We start from the raw sequence: 16510 nt of genomic DNA on the forward strand, positions 1-16510 counted from the left end.
GACGGAGAGCGATGTACGAGGGCAGCCGCCCGGTGTCAACAGGCTTTTTGAACTTTTATGACGGTCATTGATTTTAAAGGGAAAAAACTTGTCTGGTGCTGTTGAAACCCGTCGCCGGGTCAGGTGTCGAGGCCTTCGTGCTTCGTCCTGTCGGCATGACCGAGGTCTCGTTCCGGGTCGATGATGTCGCGGATTCTCTGTTTGAGCTCTTTTGGGCCGGGAAAACCGCCGTCACGTTTGCGTTCCCATATAATGGTACCGTCCACCCCGATCTCGAACACGCCGCCGGTCGAGGGGACAAGGCTCACTTCGCCGATGTCCGAGGCGAAGGTTTGCAGGATTTCCTGCGCCATCCATCCAGCCCGCAGCAACCAGTTGCACTGGGTGCAGTAGCGTATCGTTATGCGCGGTTTGGTGTCGGTCATCATCACGTCTCCTTCGCGGCCGAGTCACGATAATGTTAACTTTAACGCTCATGTTTTTACCCGGCATATGCTTGTTCTTATCACGGGGCTTTGCGAACAGATAAGTCAATCGAATGCTCAAACAGAGAGATCCTATGGCCCAGTTCGACAATAATCGTCAGCGTCTGTTCGTTCCCGCCGTTGCACCGCTTTATAACGGGACACACGATGTGGTGGAGACCATTTTGCGTGTCACGGCGGGACTTCTGCTGGTTACCCATGGGTTCGGCAAGATTCTCAATCCCTTCGGGGCGGTCGGCATGGTGGAGAGCCTCGGTTTTTACCCGGGCGTCTTCTGGTCGCCGCTGCTGGCGGCAACGGAATTCTTCGGCGGTATTTTCATCGCCATCGGCCTTTTCACGCGGCCGGCATCCTTCGCCGCCATGATCGTCCTTCTGGTAACGGTCTGGTTCCATGGTGTGGTGAAGGCGGAAGGTCTGGGCGGTGCGGAAAAATCGATTCTCTGGGCGGCGATTTTCCTGTTCTTCGCGATTCGGGGCGGCAACCGGCATTCGGTCGACGCGAAGCTCTCGCGGGAATTCTAATATCCAGTGGCGGGGCCCATGCTGCGCCACGCCACTGCTGCCGTACCTCTTGAAAATCCCTTTTCATCATGATGAAGCTTGGATTCAATCGGCGAAACCCGCCGGCTGAATCATCTGTTATCATCAAGAGGTCGCATGCGCGTCGCAATTATCGAAAACATGGCGGGCACGCCGCATGGACAACTCGGCGTGGCATTGGCGGAGGCAGATGCGGAGGTACACGTCATTCGCGCCTATGCGGGGGAACCGCTTCCGAAAGATGCGGGCGGTCATGATGCCCTTATCGTTCTGGGCGGAGAGCAGAACGCACTCGACGATGCCCTCTATCCCTATCTTACAGAGCTTGCGCGTTTGATGAAAACCTTTGGCGATGCGGGCAGGGCAGTCATGGGTGTTTGCCTCGGCAGCCAGCTGCTGGCCCGCGCTTATGGTGGCGATAATATTCTTTCCGGTCCACCGGAATTCGGCTGGCAAAAGGTGTCCCTCACGGAAGAGGGCATATCCGATCCGCTTTTGGCCGGGATGGATAGAGCTTTTCCGATTTTTCAATGGCACTGCGATACATTTACACTACCACCCGGTGCCACCCGGCTTGCGACCAATGCCTCGACACGGAATCAGGCCTTTCGCCTCGGACGGGCGGTCTATGGCACACAGTTCCATTTCGAGGCCTCCGCCGCAGTCGTTGACGGCTGGTGCGAGGCCTTTCCCGCTTCCATCGAAAAAATGGCGCCCGGCTGGCTGGCACAATATCCCGATCATCGCGACCTGCACGCAGGGATGGCGGATGCAGCGGGTCTGGAGATTGCCCGTGCCTGGGTGCGGCTCATCTGACGGATTTTCTGTTGCGAATATCATTTTGCCAGACCAGAATTGCGTGGAGTTCATTTTTCAGCGCGAAGGAGCCGCAAAGCCCATGTACAAATTCGAGATCTATCAAGACAAAGCCGGAGAATTTCGCTTTCGCTTCAAGGCTTCGAACGGCGAGACGATGTTTGTCTCTGAAGGCTATAAGGCCAAAGCCTCGGCCATTCACGCGATCGAGTCGATCAAGAGAAATTCCCCCGGCGCCGATACCGTTGATCTCAGCACCATGACGGCCTGAGTCGTCCAATGAGAACCGGAATGCAATTTACCTGCCAGAAATGAAGGGCGCATTGGTGGGTGCCGGCGTAAAGATAAGATTCAGTCTTTTTTGATAATCTTCCGTTAGCATTTGTATTTCGAGGTCTCCGGGTGGCGCCAGTGCGTCCCCGATTTGTTTTGCGTACGGGTTCTCATGCGTTCTTCGGCTGTGCCAGCACTTCTTTTCGGTTGCCTTCTGCTTGGCGGCTGCACGTCCAGTTCCGGTCCGGAAAGCCTGGTTGCCGGCTTGCCGTCGAAGGAAACCACGAGTTCTGTCACGCCATCAGCGCCGGTGCCGCAGGCAAGTGTCGGCTCGCAGCCGATAACCGCTCAACCGCGGCAGGAAGTACTGGCTTGGGGCGGGCCGGTGCCGGAAGAGCCCAAGGCTTTTTCCGCCGTCACGCCGAGGGCGTCGCTGCCGCAGGATGCGCCTGAAATCCGTTTGCCGGTCCCGCCGCAGGCCGGGATGATACGGCCGGCCGAACGGCCGATGGAGCGTCCGGTCCAATTGGCCATGGCGGCGGCTCCGGCGGCGAGCGCCGGTGCGCAGATCCGCTCCCGCATTTTCCGTTCCAGCTTCAGCGATGCGAAACCGATCAATTTCGGCCGGGTTCAGCCGCGGCATTTCCAGGTGCACGGCGTGGATGTGTCGCGCTGGCAGGCCAATATCGATTGGCCGTTGCTGCGCACCCGCGGGGCCAATTTCGCCTTCATCAAGGCCACGGATGGCGGCGATCACCTTGATCCGATGTTCCGCACCAACTGGCAGGGTGCAAAGGCCGCGGGCATTCGCCGTGGCGCCTATCACTTCTTCTACTGGTGCCGTTCGGCCAGCGAGCAGGCAGACTGGTTCATTCGCAACGTGCCACGCGATCCCGACGCGCTGCCACCGGTGATCGATGTGGAATATAACGGCGAGTCGAGCTGCAAGATGCGCCATTCCCGTGAGCGCGTTCTGGAAAAGATGCGCGTCTTCATGAACAAGCTCGAGCGCCATTACGGGCAGCGGCCTATCATTTATACCGCGCCGGATTTTTACAAGGATAACCTGACCGGCGAGTTCCAGGACTATCCTTTCTGGCTGCGCGCCGTCGCCCAGCACCCATCAGTGGTCTATCCCGGTCGCAAATGGCTGTTCTGGCAATATTCCGGCTCGGGCCTGTCACATGGCGTCGATGGCCGAATCGATCTCAATGTCTTCAACGGCAGCGAAGATGCGTGGCACCGCTGGGTGGATCGCCGTTCCAGCTGAAGGATCGCCCGTGTCAGCGCGCGAATTTTCTGGCGCCCGCGACGCAGAGCACCACAACCAGCGTAACGGCAATCATGGCAGGGCTTACCTCTTCGTGCAGCAGGGTTGCGGCAAGCGCGAGGCCGAAGAACGGCTGCAACAGCTGCAATTGTCCGACTGCTGCAATGCCGCCCTGCGCCAGGCCGCGATACCAGAAGATGAAGCCGATCAGCATGCTGAACAGGGAAACATAGGCAAGGCCGCCCCAAGCCTGGGGATCGATGCCGGCAAGCGTTTGCGGCCCTGTGAAAAACGCGAGCGGCAGCATCACCGGCAGGGAGAGAACCAGCGCCCAGGAAATGACCTGCCAGCCCCCCAGTCTGCGGGAAAGGGCGGCACCCTCTGCATAACCAAGTCCGCAGACGATGATTGCGCCGAGCATCAGGAGATCACCGGCAAGCGAGGCCTCAAGCCCGGTCGAAAATGAATTCCACATCGAAAAGCCCGCCACCAGGGCGCTGCCCGCGCAGGAAAAGAGCCAGAAGGCCGGGCGCGGGCGCTCGCCTCCGCGCAGAACCGCAAAGATTGCGGTGGCCAGCGGCAACAGCCCGACAAAAACAATGGAATGCGCCGAGGTAACGTGCCGGAGGGCAAGCGCCGTCAACAGCGGAAAGCCCACGACAACCCCAAGCGAGACGATGAAGAGCGATGTCAGATCATGGCGCGCCGGGCGCTTTTGCCGGAAAGCAAGCAGCAGCACCACCGCCAATAGACCCGCAATGCTGGCGCGGGCCACAGTGAGGAACACGGGATCAAAACCCGTCACCGCAACGCGCGTGGCGGGCAGCGAGCCGCTAAATATCACCACGCCCGTCAGACCGTTCAGCCAGCCGCTTGTCGCCTTGTCCATCGTCATCTCCTGCATTTTGTACTTCTTCCTCCGGAACTGCTGGCGGCAACAGCGACAGTCATATACAATTTAAAGAAACTGTTATGGTTGATGTTCCAGTACGGATGGAGAGAGTTGTGGACGGGCGGCTTTCAACCCTCGCGCAGATCGAACCCGGTACGCGCATAGAAAAGGTCATGGCGAGCATTCGCCAGCGCATTGCTTCGCGCAGCCTCGTTCCAGGCGCGCGCCTGCCTTCGGTGCGCGGGCTGGCGAAAGCCATGCACGTTTCCACCTCCACTGTTGTCGAAGCCTATGACCGGCTGGTGGCCGATGGCACGATAAGCTCGCGGCCGGGCTCCGGATTTTTTGTAGCCGGTCCGCTTGCGCCCCTGTCTCTCGCCGATATCGAGCCCCGGCTGGACAGGGCGGTGGACCCGCTATGGGTATCCCGTCAGGCGCTGGACGAAGGGTCCGTCCTCGCCAAGCCCGGTTGCGGCTGGCTTCCCGCGTCCTGGATGCCGGAAGAGGCAATGCGGCGGGCGATCAGGGGGCTTGCGCGCGCGGATGCCGCCCTGCTGACGGATTATGCGAGCCCGATGGGGCTTCTGCCGCTGCGGCAGCTCCTGTCGCGCAGGCTGGCCGATCACGGGGTTCAGGCCGGAGCCAGCCAGATCATGCTGACCGATTCAGGTACCCAGGCAATCGATCTCCTGTGCCGCTTTTTGCTGCAGCCTGGAGATACAGTAATCGTCGACGATCCATGTTATTTCAATTTCCACGCCCTTTTGCGCGCGCACCGCGTCAGGGCCATTGGCGTGCCCTATACACCTACAGGGCCGGACCTGCCGATTTTCGAGCAGGCGCTGAAAGAGCACCGGCCGCGGCTCTATATCACCAATTCCGCGATCCATAATCCCACTGGCGCGCGGCTCTCCGCCGTTCATGCCCACCGTTTGTTGATGTTGGCCGAACAGTCGGGACTGACCATCATTGAGGATGATATTTTCGCCGATTTCGAAACTCAGGCCGCCCCGCGTCTGGCTGCTTTCGACGGCCTGAACCGCGTTGTCCAGATCGGTAGTTTTTCAAAAACACTGTCGGCTTCCGTGCGCTGCGGTTTCATAGCAGCGCCCCTGGCGTGGGTGGAAGCGTTGACCGACCTCAAGATCGCCACCGCTTTTGGCGGAGCGCATTTCTCAGCCGCGCTGGTCCTGTCGCTTCTGACGGATGGCAGTTATCGCAAACATGTCGAGGCGCTTCGTCTGCGGCTTGCGGCGGCGATGCCGGAGGCGGCGGCGCGCCTCGTCTCACTTGGATGCGTACCGTGGATCGAACCGCAGGCGGGCATGTTTTTATGGTGCCGCCTGCCGGAAGGCGTGGATGCTGCCGATGTGGCGCGCCGCGCGCTCGCGCAGCAGTTGGTGCTCGCACCGGGGAATGTGTTCAGTTCCTCGCAGAGCGCGTCCGGTTTCATGCGTTTCAACGTGTCGCAAACGGGTGGTCCACACGTCATGACCGTGCTTGCAGATGCTCTTCGTCAGCCGCCCGTTTCACCTTCGTCCTGACCGCAGGGGCGACTGATCGGAACAAAATCGCGGGAACGTCGTTTTCTCGGCAGAATGAAGAGGAGGAAACACCATGACATTCGATCCCAACAACCCGCGTCCGGACCGCGATCTTCGTCCGGAACTGAATATCAACAACGAACCGCGTGCCCGCACCTCGTCGTCCTGGGTGCCGTGGCTGGCAATCATCGTCGTCGTATTGGTGGGCGTCTTCGCTTGGTCGCAGATGAGTGGCCCGACCACCGATCCGGCCACGACGTCGTCCACCACGCCACCCGCTGCGACGGACCAGGCGCCGGCACCGATGGCACCGACTACCCCGGCAACGCCGCCGGCAAATAACGCCGCCCCGGCAAGTCCGAACACGGGTGGAACCCAGACCCAGCCTTAATGGCTGACTGGACACGATGAAGCCGCCTGCTTCCGAGCAGGCGGTTTTTTCGTTTGCACAATCGCTAGTTTACTCGCTCAGAGCTGGTCCATGGCGGAAGGATGATTGGAGACTTTTGACCAGCGGGTGATCGATTCTGCCGCCAGCGCCGAAAGCGTAATATTTCCGAAGCGGGATAACAAAATGCTCTCCGCCTCGGTCATGGCCTCGAAAAGTGCAGCATTGACTGCCTGTTCAATAACACAATCCGGATTGTCACCTGCCAGCCCGATAGAGAACAGTTCGGGCGCGCCAAGCGCTCTGTAGATATCGAGTAATGTAATCTCATTGAGTGGGCGCGCCAGAACCCATCCTCCGCCATGTCCTTTTTCGGAAGAAACATATCCCTGCTCGCGCAGGCCCGCCATCGTCCTGCGCACCACCACCGGATTGGTCTGCAACATGGCTGCGATACTTTCCGAAGTCGCCGCGCCCTCATGTTTTTCCATATGGATCAGAATATGCAGCACCCGGGAAAGTCGCGTGTCGTGTCTCATTGTTGAAGCCCGCCTGTTTGCATTCACGCTTACCACCCTCCGGCTGACGTAACAATATAAGTTGCATGACCATTGACTCGATCTTTCATGTAACAATATAAGTAGCATGATATGGACCGCGGTTACGGTCGGCCTCAAAACATGGGTGCATCATGAAATTCGACGTGATCATAATAGGCGGCAGTTACGCCGGGTTATCCTCCGCCCTGCAGCTGGGCCGCGCAAGGAAGCGGGTTCTGGTTGTGGACGCAGGCGAAAGACGAAATCGCTTTGCCAGCCACTCCCATGGTTTTCTTGGGCAGGACGGCAAGGCGCCCGGCGAAATCGTGAGCGAGGCACGCAGCCAGATCGAGCGTTACCCGACGATCGAGTGGGCGCGGGGCAGCGTAACGGATGCGGAAGGGACTTTTGGTGACTTTGAGGTCGAAATCGATGGCGGTCGCCGTGAAAGCGGCGCCCGTCTCATTCTCGCCATGGGCGTCACCGACGAACTTCCGGATATAGCCGGGCTGAAGGACCGCTGGGGGTCCTCTGTTTTCCACTGCCCTTATTGCCATGGCTACGAACTGGATCAGGGAAAGATCGGCGTTATCGCGGCTTCACCTCTGGCCATACATCATGCACTGATGCTCCCGGACTGGGGGGAGACCACCTTCTTTACCAATGGCGTCTTCGAGCCGGATGCTGATCAGGATGCGCTTCTGTCTGCTCGCGGGGTCCATGTGGAAAAAACGCATATCCGGGAAATCGCCGGACATGCGGATATCGCTCTGGTGGATGGGCGTAATGTTGCACTGGCGGGCCTTTTCACCCAGCCGAAATTGCGTATCGCCTCAGACTGGGTAAAAAAACTCGGCTGCGCCATCGAGGAAGGACCAATGGGATCGACCGTCGTTACCGATCCGATGAAACAGACCACCATTGCCGGCATATTTGCCTGCGGCGATGTGGCAAGGGCTGCCGGCTCTGTGGCCCTTTCGGTTGGCGACGGCGCAATGGCCGGTGCGGCGGCGCATCGGTCGATCCTGTTTCCGCAATGATCAGTGTGAAACGAGGTTGAGCCAGCGCCCCGGTGGCATGCCGAAGGCATTTTTGAAATGCCGCGTGAAATGTGCCTGATCCGCGAACCCGCAGGCGAAGGCTGTTTCCGCAAGGCTGCCACCGGCCCGCATCATCTCCTTGCATTTTTCCAACCGCCGCATGATGAGATAACGGTGCGGGCTCGTTCCGAACAGGAAACGGAAATGCCGAAAAAGCGTAAAGCGGTCGAGCCCGCTTATCTCTTCCAGCTCTTCCGACCCCACGGTTGCGGCGCTGTTCTCCAGCAGGTAATTCCTGCACCGCAGGACGGCCGCCCTGTCAACTCGCTTGATATTCCCAGTTCTTTCATTCGAATGTTTGCAGAGCAGATCCGCAAGTCGCGCCTGCCAGTCTGTCACAAGTAGATTGTCCGGCTCGCTTTCGAGGTTGGCAAGCACTTCGATCAGGCATAGGCGAAAGGCCTCGTCCTCGATAACGGGATGTTTGGAAAAAGGCAGCGACTTATGTCCTGCCTGCATCATCTTTTCAGGCGGAAGGTAAAGCATGCGGTAGCGCAGGCCCTCATCCGTGCCGGCGCCGCCATCGTGAACTTCGTCGGGATGCAGCACGATCACATTTCCGGGCATGCTGAAATGCGATGCGCCACGATAGGAAAAGGTCTGAACGCCTGAGAGCGTAACGCCCAGCGCATAGGTATCATGCCGGTGCGGCGCGTAAGCATTACCGTGAAAGCGCGCTTCTATGCGCTCGAAACCGTCGCTCGCGGGGGCCTGCACGATGCCCTCGAATTTGCACGAACGTTCAAGATCGGTGGCATGCAGAGGCTGTAGGATTGCTTCTCGTTCGTAACCACAGCCAGATTGAGTTCGCATGTTTGATACCAAGATCGCCGTCGTCCTTCGTGACGACCTTGCCGTTTGGCAAAAATTGAACGTCACCGCATTTCTCATGTCCGGGATCGTAGCTCAGACCGGAGAGATCATCGGGGAACCATACCGCGACAGGGCGGGGAACGTCTACAATCCTCTGTCTGTCCAGCCGATTGTCGTGATGGCCGCGGATCAGGAGGCGTTGCGCAAAATCCATCAGCGTTCTCTTGAGCGTGATGTCACGACATCGCTTTATATCGAGGAAATGTTCTCCACCGGACACGACGCGGCGAACCGTCAGGTCTTCTCGGAATTTTCTCCGGAAACCGCAAAGGTTGTCGGAATGGCGCTTAGAGCCGATAAGAAAATCGTCGACAAGATTACAAAAGGCGCGAAGCTGCACGCCTGAGAACGGTGTTTTTGAAAGGAAAAGGGAGGCCGCAAGCCTCCCTTTCAAAAGCAATCGCGGTACTTCGCCGCTTATTCGTCGTTCATCTTCAGAGCGGCGATAAAGGCTTCCTGCGGAATTTCGACCTTGCCGAACTGGCGCATGCGCTTTTTGCCTTCCTTCTGCTTGTCCAGAAGTTTGCGCTTGCGTGTGGCATCGCCGCCGTAGCACTTCGCCGTTACATCCTTGCGCAACGCGCGCACGGTTTCGCGGGCGATAACCTTGCCGCCGATGGCGGCCTGGATCGGGATCTGGAACATGTGCGGCGGAATGAGTTCCTTCAGCTTTTCGCACATGCCGCGCCCGCGCCGGTCGGCCGCCGAGCGGTGGACCAGCATGGAAAGCGCATCGACGGGATCGCCATTGACGAGGATCGACATCTTGACAAGATCGCCTTCGCGATAATCGATGATGTTGTAATCGAACGAGGCATAACCCTTGGAGATCGATTTCAGACGGTCGTAGAAATCGAACACCACTTCGTTGAGCGGCAGCTCGTAGGTAATCATCGCGCGGTTGCCGACATAAGTCAGCTCGGTTTGCAGTCCACGCCGGTCCTGACAGAGTTTCAGGATGCCACCGAGATATTCGTCCGGCGTCATGATCGTCGCCTTGATCCACGGTTCGCGGATTTCCTTGATCTTCACCACGTCAGGCATGTCGGCCGGGTTGTGAAGTTCCTTTTCCGTGCCGTCCGTCAGCGTCATTTCATAGACAACCGAAGGGGCGGTGGCGACGAGATCGAGATTGAACTCGCGCTCGAGGCGTTCCTGAATGATTTCGAGATGGAGCAGGCCCAGGAAGCCGCAGCGGAAACCGAAGCCAAGAGCGGCAGACGATTCCATTTCGAAGGAGAAGGAGGCGTCGTTAAGGCGAAGCTTGCCCACCGCCGCGCGCAAATCTTCGAAGTCGGCCGCATCGACCGGGAAGAGGCCGCAGAACACCACGGGCTGCGCGGGCTTGAAGCCGGGCAGGGCCTGCGCCGTCGGGCGCTTGTCGTCGGTGATGGTATCGCCAACGCGTGTATCGGCCACCTCCTTGATCGAGGCGGTGATGAAGCCGATCTCGCCGGGGCCGAGACTATCGACATTGACCATCTTCGGGGTCAGGACACCGACGCGCTCGATGCCGTATTTCGCGCCCGAGCCCATCATGCGGATCTGCTGGCCCTTGCTCAGCACGCCGTCGATGACGCGCACGAGAACCATAACGCCGAGATAGGTGTCGTACCAGCTGTCAACAAGCAGCGCTTTCAGCGGCCCGTTTTCGCCGACTTCGCTCTTCGGCGGCGGCAGGCGGTGGACGATGGCTTCCAGAACATCGGGAATGCCAAGACCTGTCTTGGCGGAAATCATCACCGCATCGGAAGCATCGATGCCAATGACTTCCTCGATCTGTTCCTTGATGCGGTCGGGTTCGGCCGCAGGCAGGTCGATCTTGTTGAGCACCGTGACCAGCTCATGATTATTGTCGATTGCCTGATAGACATTGGCGAGCGTCTGGGCTTCCACGCCCTGCGAAGCGTCGACCACCAGCAGCGAACCTTCGCAGGCCGAAAGCGAGCGGGAGACTTCATAGGCAAAGTCGACGTGGCCGGGTGTGTCGATGAGGTTCAGCACATAGGTCTCGCCGTTATTCGCCTTGTAATGCAGGCGCACGGTTTGAGCCTTGATGGTGATGCCGCGCTCGCGCTCGATATCCATCGAATCGAGCACCTGTTCCGACATGTCGCGTTCGGCGAGGCCGCCTGTCGACTGGATCAACCGGTCGGCCAGCGTCGATTTGCCGTGATCGATGTGGGCTACGATCGAAAAGTTGCGGATATGGTCCAGGGGCGTGCGGGTCGAATTTGTGCTCATGTTCCGCGCTATAGCAGGGGCTTGTCATGCCGCAAAGCGGGAATTTGGTTAAAAGCCTTCTAAAACGCAAATTGCTCCGGCCAGTCACGGCGGGTGGCGACCTGCCCCTCGGTGCGCAGCCTTGCCACTGTGGCAAGATCGATATCGGCGATCAAAAGGCTGCTTTGCGTCACCGCATCACTTTCGCTTTCCGCGACGATGCCGGATGCTGGCATGCCGTAGTCCGACGGCACGTAAAGAGCAGCGCGACCACGATTTTCATCGACGGCCGGGGACCATGGCGCTTCCCCGGCGGTGGGCGATGACAGGACGGCATACTGGTTTTCCAGCGCCCGCGCCTGCGCGCCGATGCGGACCCGATAGGCACCCGCGAGGGTATCGGTGCAACTGGGCGCGAGGACCAGTTCGACGCCGAGTTCCGCCAGCCTGCGGCCAAGCATCGGGAACTCGTTGTCGTAACAGATGAGAATGCCCAGCCTGCCGATCTGCGTATCAAACGCTTTAAGGCCCTCGACGCCGGCATGGATGTTCCATTGCTCCCGTTCGAAGCGGGTCATGATCTGCTTGTCCTGATAACCGATCAGTCCATCCGGACCGAAAAGCCACGCGCGATTGCGGAATTTGCCGTCCGGGTCCTTCACCGGCGCGCTGCCGGGCTGGAACAGAATTTGATGTTGCCGCGCCAGCTCCTCGCATAGCTCTACCCAGGAGGGGATCATCGGCTGTATCTCTTCGATGGAACGGTGCAGATCAGAACGGATGTCGGGTGGCAACTGACCGGTCAGCGTCATCGCCGAATATTCCGGCAGCAGCAGCAGTTCTGCGCCCTCGCTCTTGGCCTCGCGGACAACGGCGGACAGATGGGCGGTATAGGCCTCCCATGTCTCGATCAGCTCGATGGCATATTGGCTGGCGGCGAGGCGTGTCATGTGTCTCCATCTCCGGCAAGGATGGTCTTCATCCAGAATGACAGGGGTTTGGGGCTCTCGGTGCTTTCGTCGAGGTCCTGCCAGATGAAGCTTGTATGCAGCTCGGGGTGGTGGCGATAACCGCGCTTTTCCCAGAAGGCATTGAGCGGCACGTAATCCGTCGGCCGGCGGGGATGGTCGGCAGGCCGCTCGACAGCGCAGAAGGTGCACTGGTTGAAGCCGAGCCGCTTTGCATGTGCCTCCCGCTCCTCGAAGAAGCGCACGCCGACGCCGTGGCCGCGATAGCCGGGAAGCAGCACGCTTTCACCGAAGTAGAATACCCGGTCCGGATCGTAGCCCGCTTCCACGAATGGCGTTTTCACCTCGCCGGTTTCGGCGGCCATCGGCATGCCGGTGGACATGCCGACCACTCTGCCGTCATCGAGCGCCAGCACGAAGATCGCCCCGTCCGTATCGGCATAGGTCGCAAGATATTTGCGCTCATACTCCAGCGAGCCGTCATAGAGATACGGAAAGGCGCGAAACACCTCGATCCGCAGGCGCGCGAGGTCATCGAAATAAGGTGTGGCGTCAATGCCGGAAAGAGACTTGATTTCGACGGTCATGGGCATTTTCACTCTCGGTTGCACTGGTTATACCGTCATGGAACACCCGCGCAAGCATGAACGGAGAAGACGATGACCGCTGCCGAGACCATCCGCGCCTATTACGAAGCCTTCAACCGTCAGGATATGGATGCCTTCCTGGCGCTGCTTCACGATGAGGTGGTGCATGACATTAATCAGGGCGAGCGCCAGACCGGCAAGGCCGCCTTTGCGTCCTTCATGGATCATATGAACCGCTGCTATAAGGAAAACCTTACCGATATGGTGATCATGGCGAGCGAGGATGGAAAGCGCGCGTCCGCCGAATTCATTGTCAATGGCGAATATCTCAAGACTGACGAAGGGTTGCCCGAGGCGAACGGTCAGACATATGTGCTGCCGGCCGGCGCCTTTTTTGATCTGAAAGATGGAAAGGTTAGTCGAGTAACGAACTACTATAATCTGAATGACTGGATTGCCCAGGTCGGCGCCTGAGGCCTATTTACCGATAAGCACCCGGCGGAAAAATGACAATTTCCACTATGAAGGATATTGACTCCATCATGTGAGAGTGAAATTCTCATATGATGGAAAACGAAGATCACATTCTCGAACGCTCGATCGGCGAGCGTATCAAAACGTTGCGGGCTGAAAGCGGCCTGACGCTGGACAGGCTTGCATCCGAATCGGGCGTCAGCCGCGCCATGATTTCCCGTATTGAAAGGGGAGAGGCGAGCCCCACCGCGTCGCTGCTCGCCCGCATCTGCGCGGCATTTGGCCTGTCGCTCTCCGGTTTCTTCGCCGAAAATGAAGAGACCGTTTCTCCGCTGGTGAGAAAGCGCGACCAGCAGCTCTGGAAAGATCCCGAGACAGGCTATGTCCGCCGCGCCATTTCCCCGCCGCGTGTGGGATCGGATGTCGATATTGTCGAAGTCGAATTTCCAGCCGGCGCGCGCGTCGGTTTTCCGCCGCATGCGGCAAGCCGGGGCATGACGCAATATGTCTGGCTTTTTGAAGGCGTGCTGGAAATGACGAGCGGCGGAAACGTTCACCGGCTGGAGCCGGGCGATTGCCTTTTCATGCCGGTCGGAGAAGGGCACGTCTTCCACAATCCTTCCGAAAAACCTGCTCGTTATGCCGTTGTGCTGGATCAAAGACAGCGCTGATTTCCCCACAGGAGTTTTTATGACCATCATCCGCATGTTGAACGGGCAAGAGACCATCGATGCCCTGCCAGAACTCTGCGAAGTCCTCGCCGCCTGCGTGAACAGCGGCGCCTCCGTCGGCTTCATGTTGCCCTTTTCCCCGCAGGATGCCGAACCCTTTTGGCGATCCGTGGCTGAAGCGTCAGGTCAGGGTGCGACTATTCATGTGGTAGCGGAAGTGGATGGCAAGGTGGTCGGCACCGTGCAGGTGGCGCTCGCCTCCAAACCCAACCAGCCGCATCGCGGCGATCTGATGAAACTTCTCGTGCACCCATCCGCCCGAGGCCTTGGCGTCGCCCGCAAGCTCATGCAAAGGGTGGAGGAGGAAGCGGCAAAACGTGGCCGTACCCTTCTGGTTCTGGATACGGCAACTGGCAGCGATGCAGAGGCGATTTATCCCCGTTTCGGCTGGGAACGGGTCGGCGTCATTCCGGATTACGCCCTGTTTCCGGATGGACGCTTTTGCAGCACGACCCTGTTCTATAAGCGGATCGGCTAGGCCTTTGAGACTGCAGCCTCACTGGCCCGGCTTCAGCGTGCGGTTGAAAGCTGTAAGGATCATCGTCTCCAATTGTGCGTGAATATCCGCGCGGTCTCGTGGTCCGGCCGGTTCGCAGATCGGATCACGCTCGCCGATGGATTTGAGAAATGCATCGGCATCCGGTTTGCAGAGGGGCAGGAAGCTGAAATGGTTGGCGTCGTCCACCCGCAGATAGGTCGCGCCGGGCACGTCGTCTGCAAGTTTATCCGCAAGCACGGCCGGCGGAATTTTACCTTTGCTGCCGAGATTGATGAAGGTCAGCGGAATATCGATCGCTTTCAGGCTCTCCGGTTTGAAAGCCAGCGCCAGGCCGGGATCGATCAGCACGGCGGAGCGAATGCGGGGATCGCGGTTCTGCTGCTCAAAACGGGCCTTGTCGAGGGTTTTGATATCCAGCTTCGGAACGCTGACCGGCTCGCCATTGAGGTAACCCCGGCCGCCGGCGAACCACTGGCAATCCATCATCGAAGAATAGTCCTCGCAATAGCGGGCATAGGCATCGAGATCGGCGCGCGCACCCGCAATCTCCATCGCCGCGCTGCCGCCCAGCGAGAAGCTGAGAACACCGATCCTCTTCGTGTCGATCGCATTCGACCACTTGCCTTCTGCCGTCATGACAGTAATGATCGTTGAGAGATCGTCCGTTCGCTCCCAGATTTTCGGCGTATCGGCGGGCGTGGAATCGCCGCTGGTGGTCCCGGGATGGTTGGTGCCGGCGACGATGAAACCCTCGCTCGCAAGCTTCGCGGCGATCCATGCCATGCCGGACACTCTTGAACCCGAGCCGTGGGACAGAAGCACGAGCGGCAAACGGCCCGTTTTCACCGCACCATCCTTGAACACGGGCGTGCCCTGAAAAATTCGGTCCTCGCCGGAAGGCGCCTGTGTGCCCTTTCCGTCAGATGGATACCAGACGGTGAGAGCAAGGTCTTTGCCGCGAGCTGGCGAATGGACGGTAGTTTCGCTGATGCCGACGGCGTCCGACGCAAAAACCGGTTGAGTGACGAAAGCGGAAAATAACATGGTCGCTATGGTGGTGACAGGGCGCATGAAAACCTCGTGTGTTTGGGAAGAACGGTGCTCAATCTGCGCCGCCACGTATTTTTTGCGTCCTTGATCGCGTTAAAGGTCGTACCGAAACGCGATCTGGTCCATGAAGTGCGACAAGGTTTCGCTCCGGGATGGTTATCGTGCTTTTCATTCCCCTGCCTTTCGTCGTGGCGCTGTTGTTGGTGGTCATGTTCATCGTCTTCTTTCGAAGCGGAGACGATGTGCGGACAAGCCGCGTATTTTTGGCGCTTATCGCCCTTTGCGCCGTGCAGTCTGTGCTCGTCGGCCTGCGCTGGGGATATGGTGTGAGCCTGGTGCGATACGTGCTGCCGGTCTTGGCCGCCTGCCTACCACCACTTGTGTACATTGCCTTTCGTGGCCTGATGAAGGTGGGGCCGGAAAGCAGAAGAGCCATGCTGGCAAGCCTCGCCCTGTCCCCTCTGCTGATCATTCTTCTGGAATTCACATTCCCGGTCGCTATCGATCTTGGCCTGATTGCCCTCTTCGTTGGCCATGCCACTGCCCTGCTGTTGCTCGGAAGAAAAGGGCCTGATGGGCTGGACGAGGCGCAATTCGCCAGCGTCGCTTCGGCACACAAGGCGCTCATCATCGCTGCTGTGGCGCTGTGCGTTTCCGCGATGTTCGATCTTCTGGTGTTTCTCGATTTCGAATGGGCACATGGCGAGAACGTCGCGGCGCTCGTCAGCAACGCCAATCTTTTCGGCCTGTTGCTGATCGGGCTGATGGCGGCCATGGCCGGGAAAAGCAAGGCGTCGCAAGCGGCCGCGGAGCCGCCGGCAGAGGTGCCGCCTCCTTCGGAACCATCACAACAGGACCGCGAGATTGTTGCGGGCCTCGATCGCCTGATGACGTCGCAGGCGCTCTACCGCGACGAAAATCTCAACCTGTCGCGCCTAGCAAGACGCCTCGGCCTGCCGAGCCGGCAGATTTCGGGTGCGATCAATCGTTCGCTTGGCGTCAACGTCTCGCAATATGTCAACCAGCTGCGCATCCGCGAAGCCTGCCGGTTGCTGGAGGAGACGGAGCAATCGGTGACATCGATCATGTTTTCTTCCGGCTTTCAAACCAAGTCCAACTTCAACCGGGAATTTCGCCGCGTCACCGGCATGAGCCCGGTCGACTGGCGGGAACGGCAGGTGTGGAAACTGGTCTCCCCCAACAAAACAGCCACCCGGCAGATGCCGGATGACCGTCTGAAGATCGTCGGGAAATGA

Annotated in this window: 20 protein-coding genes; 12 read left to right on the top strand and 8 right to left on the bottom strand. The window is 59.0% G+C overall.

Going from position 1 to position 16510, the window contains the following annotated elements:
- Positions 1-119 precede the first annotated feature (119 nt).
- Complete coding sequence (locus ACZ47E_RS13360; protein WP_042936652.1) at positions 120-425, bottom strand: Rdx family protein; 306 nt, start codon at positions 423-425, stop codon at positions 120-122.
- A gap of 134 nt (positions 426-559) precedes the next feature.
- Here ACZ47E_RS13360 and ACZ47E_RS13365 point away from each other — a divergent pair, with 134 nt between their 5' ends.
- The 4 genes from ACZ47E_RS13365 to ACZ47E_RS13380 all read left to right on the top strand — a co-directional run bounded on the left by ACZ47E_RS13365 (position 560) and on the right by ACZ47E_RS13380 (position 3386).
- Positions 560-1009 carry a DoxX family protein gene (locus tag ACZ47E_RS13365; RefSeq protein WP_004439312.1) on the top strand — a complete coding sequence of 150 codons (450 nt, stop codon included), beginning with the start codon at positions 560-562 and terminating at the stop codon, positions 1007-1009.
- A gap of 135 nt (positions 1010-1144) precedes the next feature.
- Entirely contained in the window at positions 1145-1843 is a 699-nt protein-coding gene (locus tag ACZ47E_RS13370) for a type 1 glutamine amidotransferase (RefSeq protein ID WP_172874111.1), read from the top strand.
- Between the two features lie 82 nt (positions 1844-1925).
- Positions 1926-2114 (top strand): YegP family protein, encoded by a 189-nt coding sequence (locus ACZ47E_RS13375; RefSeq protein ID WP_004439314.1) that lies wholly within the window; start codon positions 1926-1928, stop codon positions 2112-2114.
- A 174-nt stretch (positions 2115-2288) separates the two neighbouring features.
- On the top strand, positions 2289-3386 hold the full coding sequence (locus ACZ47E_RS13380; RefSeq protein ID WP_060942483.1) for a glycoside hydrolase family 25 protein: 1098 nt from the start codon (positions 2289-2291) through the stop codon (positions 3384-3386).
- Between the two features lie 13 nt (positions 3387-3399).
- On the opposite strand, the gene ACZ47E_RS13385 is transcribed toward ACZ47E_RS13380, so the two are convergent.
- Entirely contained in the window at positions 3400-4275 is an 876-nt protein-coding gene (locus tag ACZ47E_RS13385; protein ID WP_107340010.1) for a DMT family transporter, read from the bottom strand.
- Between the two features lie 104 nt (positions 4276-4379).
- On the opposite strand from ACZ47E_RS13385, the gene ACZ47E_RS13390 reads away from it, so the two are divergent.
- Both ACZ47E_RS13390 and ACZ47E_RS13395 read left to right on the top strand, forming a co-directional pair.
- On the top strand, positions 4380-5822 hold the full coding sequence (locus ACZ47E_RS13390) for an aminotransferase-like domain-containing protein (protein ID WP_107339900.1): 1443 nt from the start codon (positions 4380-4382) through the stop codon (positions 5820-5822).
- 73 nt (positions 5823-5895) lie between these two features.
- Entirely contained in the window at positions 5896-6213 is a 318-nt protein-coding gene (locus ACZ47E_RS13395; protein ID WP_004439319.1) for a hypothetical protein, read from the top strand.
- A gap of 77 nt (positions 6214-6290) precedes the next feature.
- Here the strand turns inward: ACZ47E_RS13395 and ACZ47E_RS13400 are convergent, their stop codons facing one another.
- Entirely contained in the window at positions 6291-6749 is a 459-nt protein-coding gene (locus ACZ47E_RS13400) for an Rrf2 family transcriptional regulator (protein ID WP_006699744.1), read from the bottom strand.
- Positions 6750-6901: 152 nt separating this feature from the next.
- Here ACZ47E_RS13400 and ACZ47E_RS13405 point away from each other — a divergent pair, with 152 nt between their 5' ends.
- A complete protein-coding gene (locus ACZ47E_RS13405; protein ID WP_035206602.1) occupies positions 6902-7789 on the top strand; it encodes an NAD(P)/FAD-dependent oxidoreductase in 888 nt (295 codons plus the stop codon).
- Here the strand turns inward: ACZ47E_RS13405 and ACZ47E_RS13410 are convergent, their stop codons facing one another.
- Positions 7790-8566: an AraC family transcriptional regulator gene (locus tag ACZ47E_RS13410; protein ID WP_034496341.1), complete on the bottom strand. Its 777-nt coding sequence runs from the start codon at positions 8564-8566 to the stop codon at positions 7790-7792.
- Positions 8567-8660: 94 nt separating this feature from the next.
- On the opposite strand from ACZ47E_RS13410, the gene ACZ47E_RS13415 reads away from it, so the two are divergent.
- Positions 8661-9068, top strand: coding sequence for a DUF2000 family protein (locus ACZ47E_RS13415; protein ID WP_006699741.1), 408 nt, complete (start codon positions 8661-8663; stop codon positions 9066-9068).
- A 71-nt stretch (positions 9069-9139) separates the two neighbouring features.
- Here the strand turns inward: ACZ47E_RS13415 and lepA are convergent, their stop codons facing one another.
- From lepA to ACZ47E_RS13430, 3 genes are read right to left on the bottom strand one after another with little or no spacing between them, the layout of a single operon-like run.
- Positions 9140-10966, bottom strand: coding sequence for a translation elongation factor 4 (gene lepA, locus ACZ47E_RS13420; protein ID WP_003524495.1), 1827 nt, complete (start codon positions 10964-10966; stop codon positions 9140-9142).
- Between the two features lie 59 nt (positions 10967-11025).
- Positions 11026-11895: a carbon-nitrogen hydrolase family protein gene (locus ACZ47E_RS13425; RefSeq protein ID WP_464016877.1), complete on the bottom strand. Its 870-nt coding sequence runs from the start codon at positions 11893-11895 to the stop codon at positions 11026-11028.
- A complete protein-coding gene (locus ACZ47E_RS13430) occupies positions 11892-12500 on the bottom strand; it encodes a GNAT family N-acetyltransferase (RefSeq protein ID WP_464016878.1) in 609 nt (202 codons plus the stop codon). Before ACZ47E_RS13430 ends, ACZ47E_RS13425 begins: the two co-directional genes overlap by 4 nt.
- Before the next feature lie 72 nt (positions 12501-12572).
- Here ACZ47E_RS13430 and ACZ47E_RS13435 point away from each other — a divergent pair, with 72 nt between their 5' ends.
- From ACZ47E_RS13435 to ACZ47E_RS13445, 3 genes are all read left to right on the top strand, one after another.
- The gene (locus ACZ47E_RS13435) at positions 12573-12974 is read left to right on the top strand and encodes a ketosteroid isomerase-related protein (protein ID WP_142182024.1); all 402 of its coding nucleotides are present in this window, start codon (positions 12573-12575) and stop codon (positions 12972-12974) included.
- Positions 12975-13063: 89 nt separating this feature from the next.
- On the top strand, positions 13064-13645 hold the full coding sequence (locus ACZ47E_RS13440; RefSeq protein WP_004439336.1) for a helix-turn-helix domain-containing protein: 582 nt from the start codon (positions 13064-13066) through the stop codon (positions 13643-13645).
- Positions 13646-13664: 19 nt separating this feature from the next.
- Positions 13665-14183: a GNAT family N-acetyltransferase gene (locus tag ACZ47E_RS13445; RefSeq protein WP_278067156.1), complete on the top strand. Its 519-nt coding sequence runs from the start codon at positions 13665-13667 to the stop codon at positions 14181-14183.
- 18 nt (positions 14184-14201) lie between these two features.
- Here ACZ47E_RS13445 and ACZ47E_RS13450 read toward each other — a convergent pair whose 3' ends face one another.
- On the bottom strand, positions 14202-15275 hold the full coding sequence (locus ACZ47E_RS13450; RefSeq protein ID WP_278067157.1) for an alpha/beta hydrolase family protein: 1074 nt from the start codon (positions 15273-15275) through the stop codon (positions 14202-14204).
- A 140-nt stretch (positions 15276-15415) separates the two neighbouring features.
- Here ACZ47E_RS13450 and ACZ47E_RS13455 point away from each other — a divergent pair, with 140 nt between their 5' ends.
- Entirely contained in the window at positions 15416-16510 is a 1095-nt protein-coding gene (locus ACZ47E_RS13455) for a helix-turn-helix domain-containing protein (protein WP_278067489.1), read from the top strand.

It is taken from the genome of Agrobacterium sp. 5Ca39 (assembly GCF_055382365.1).

Excerpts from the sequence above, each read along its gene's own strand:
- ACZ47E_RS13360 (WP_042936652.1), bottom strand. The coding sequence starts at position 425 with ATGACCGACACCAAACCGCGCATAACGATACGCTACTGCACCCAGTGC.
- ACZ47E_RS13365 (WP_004439312.1), top strand. The coding sequence starts at position 560 with ATGGCCCAGTTCGACAATAATCGTCAGCGTCTGTTCGTTCCCGCCGTT.
- ACZ47E_RS13370 (WP_172874111.1), top strand. The coding sequence starts at position 1,145 with ATGCGCGTCGCAATTATCGAAAACATGGCGGGCACGCCGCATGGACAA.
- ACZ47E_RS13375 (WP_004439314.1), top strand. The coding sequence starts at position 1,926 with ATGTACAAATTCGAGATCTATCAAGACAAAGCCGGAGAATTTCGCTTT.
- ACZ47E_RS13380 (WP_060942483.1), top strand. The coding sequence starts at position 2,289 with ATGCGTTCTTCGGCTGTGCCAGCACTTCTTTTCGGTTGCCTTCTGCTT.
- ACZ47E_RS13385 (WP_107340010.1), bottom strand. The coding sequence starts at position 4,275 with ATGGACAAGGCGACAAGCGGCTGGCTGAACGGTCTGACGGGCGTGGTG.
- ACZ47E_RS13390 (WP_107339900.1), top strand. The coding sequence starts at position 4,380 with ATGGAGAGAGTTGTGGACGGGCGGCTTTCAACCCTCGCGCAGATCGAA.
- ACZ47E_RS13395 (WP_004439319.1), top strand. The coding sequence starts at position 5,896 with ATGACATTCGATCCCAACAACCCGCGTCCGGACCGCGATCTTCGTCCG.
- ACZ47E_RS13400 (WP_006699744.1), bottom strand. The coding sequence starts at position 6,749 with ATGAGACACGACACGCGACTTTCCCGGGTGCTGCATATTCTGATCCAT.
- ACZ47E_RS13405 (WP_035206602.1), top strand. The coding sequence starts at position 6,902 with ATGAAATTCGACGTGATCATAATAGGCGGCAGTTACGCCGGGTTATCC.
- ACZ47E_RS13415 (WP_006699741.1), top strand. The coding sequence starts at position 8,661 with ATGTTTGATACCAAGATCGCCGTCGTCCTTCGTGACGACCTTGCCGTT.
- lepA (WP_003524495.1), bottom strand. The coding sequence starts at position 10,966 with ATGAGCACAAATTCGACCCGCACGCCCCTGGACCATATCCGCAACTTT.
- ACZ47E_RS13425 (WP_464016877.1), bottom strand. The coding sequence starts at position 11,895 with ATGACACGCCTCGCCGCCAGCCAATATGCCATCGAGCTGATCGAGACA.
- ACZ47E_RS13430 (WP_464016878.1), bottom strand. The coding sequence starts at position 12,500 with ATGACCGTCGAAATCAAGTCTCTTTCCGGCATTGACGCCACACCTTAT.
- ACZ47E_RS13435 (WP_142182024.1), top strand. The coding sequence starts at position 12,573 with ATGACCGCTGCCGAGACCATCCGCGCCTATTACGAAGCCTTCAACCGT.
- ACZ47E_RS13440 (WP_004439336.1), top strand. The coding sequence starts at position 13,064 with ATGATGGAAAACGAAGATCACATTCTCGAACGCTCGATCGGCGAGCGT.
- ACZ47E_RS13445 (WP_278067156.1), top strand. The coding sequence starts at position 13,665 with ATGACCATCATCCGCATGTTGAACGGGCAAGAGACCATCGATGCCCTG.
- ACZ47E_RS13450 (WP_278067157.1), bottom strand. The coding sequence starts at position 15,275 with ATGCGCCCTGTCACCACCATAGCGACCATGTTATTTTCCGCTTTCGTC.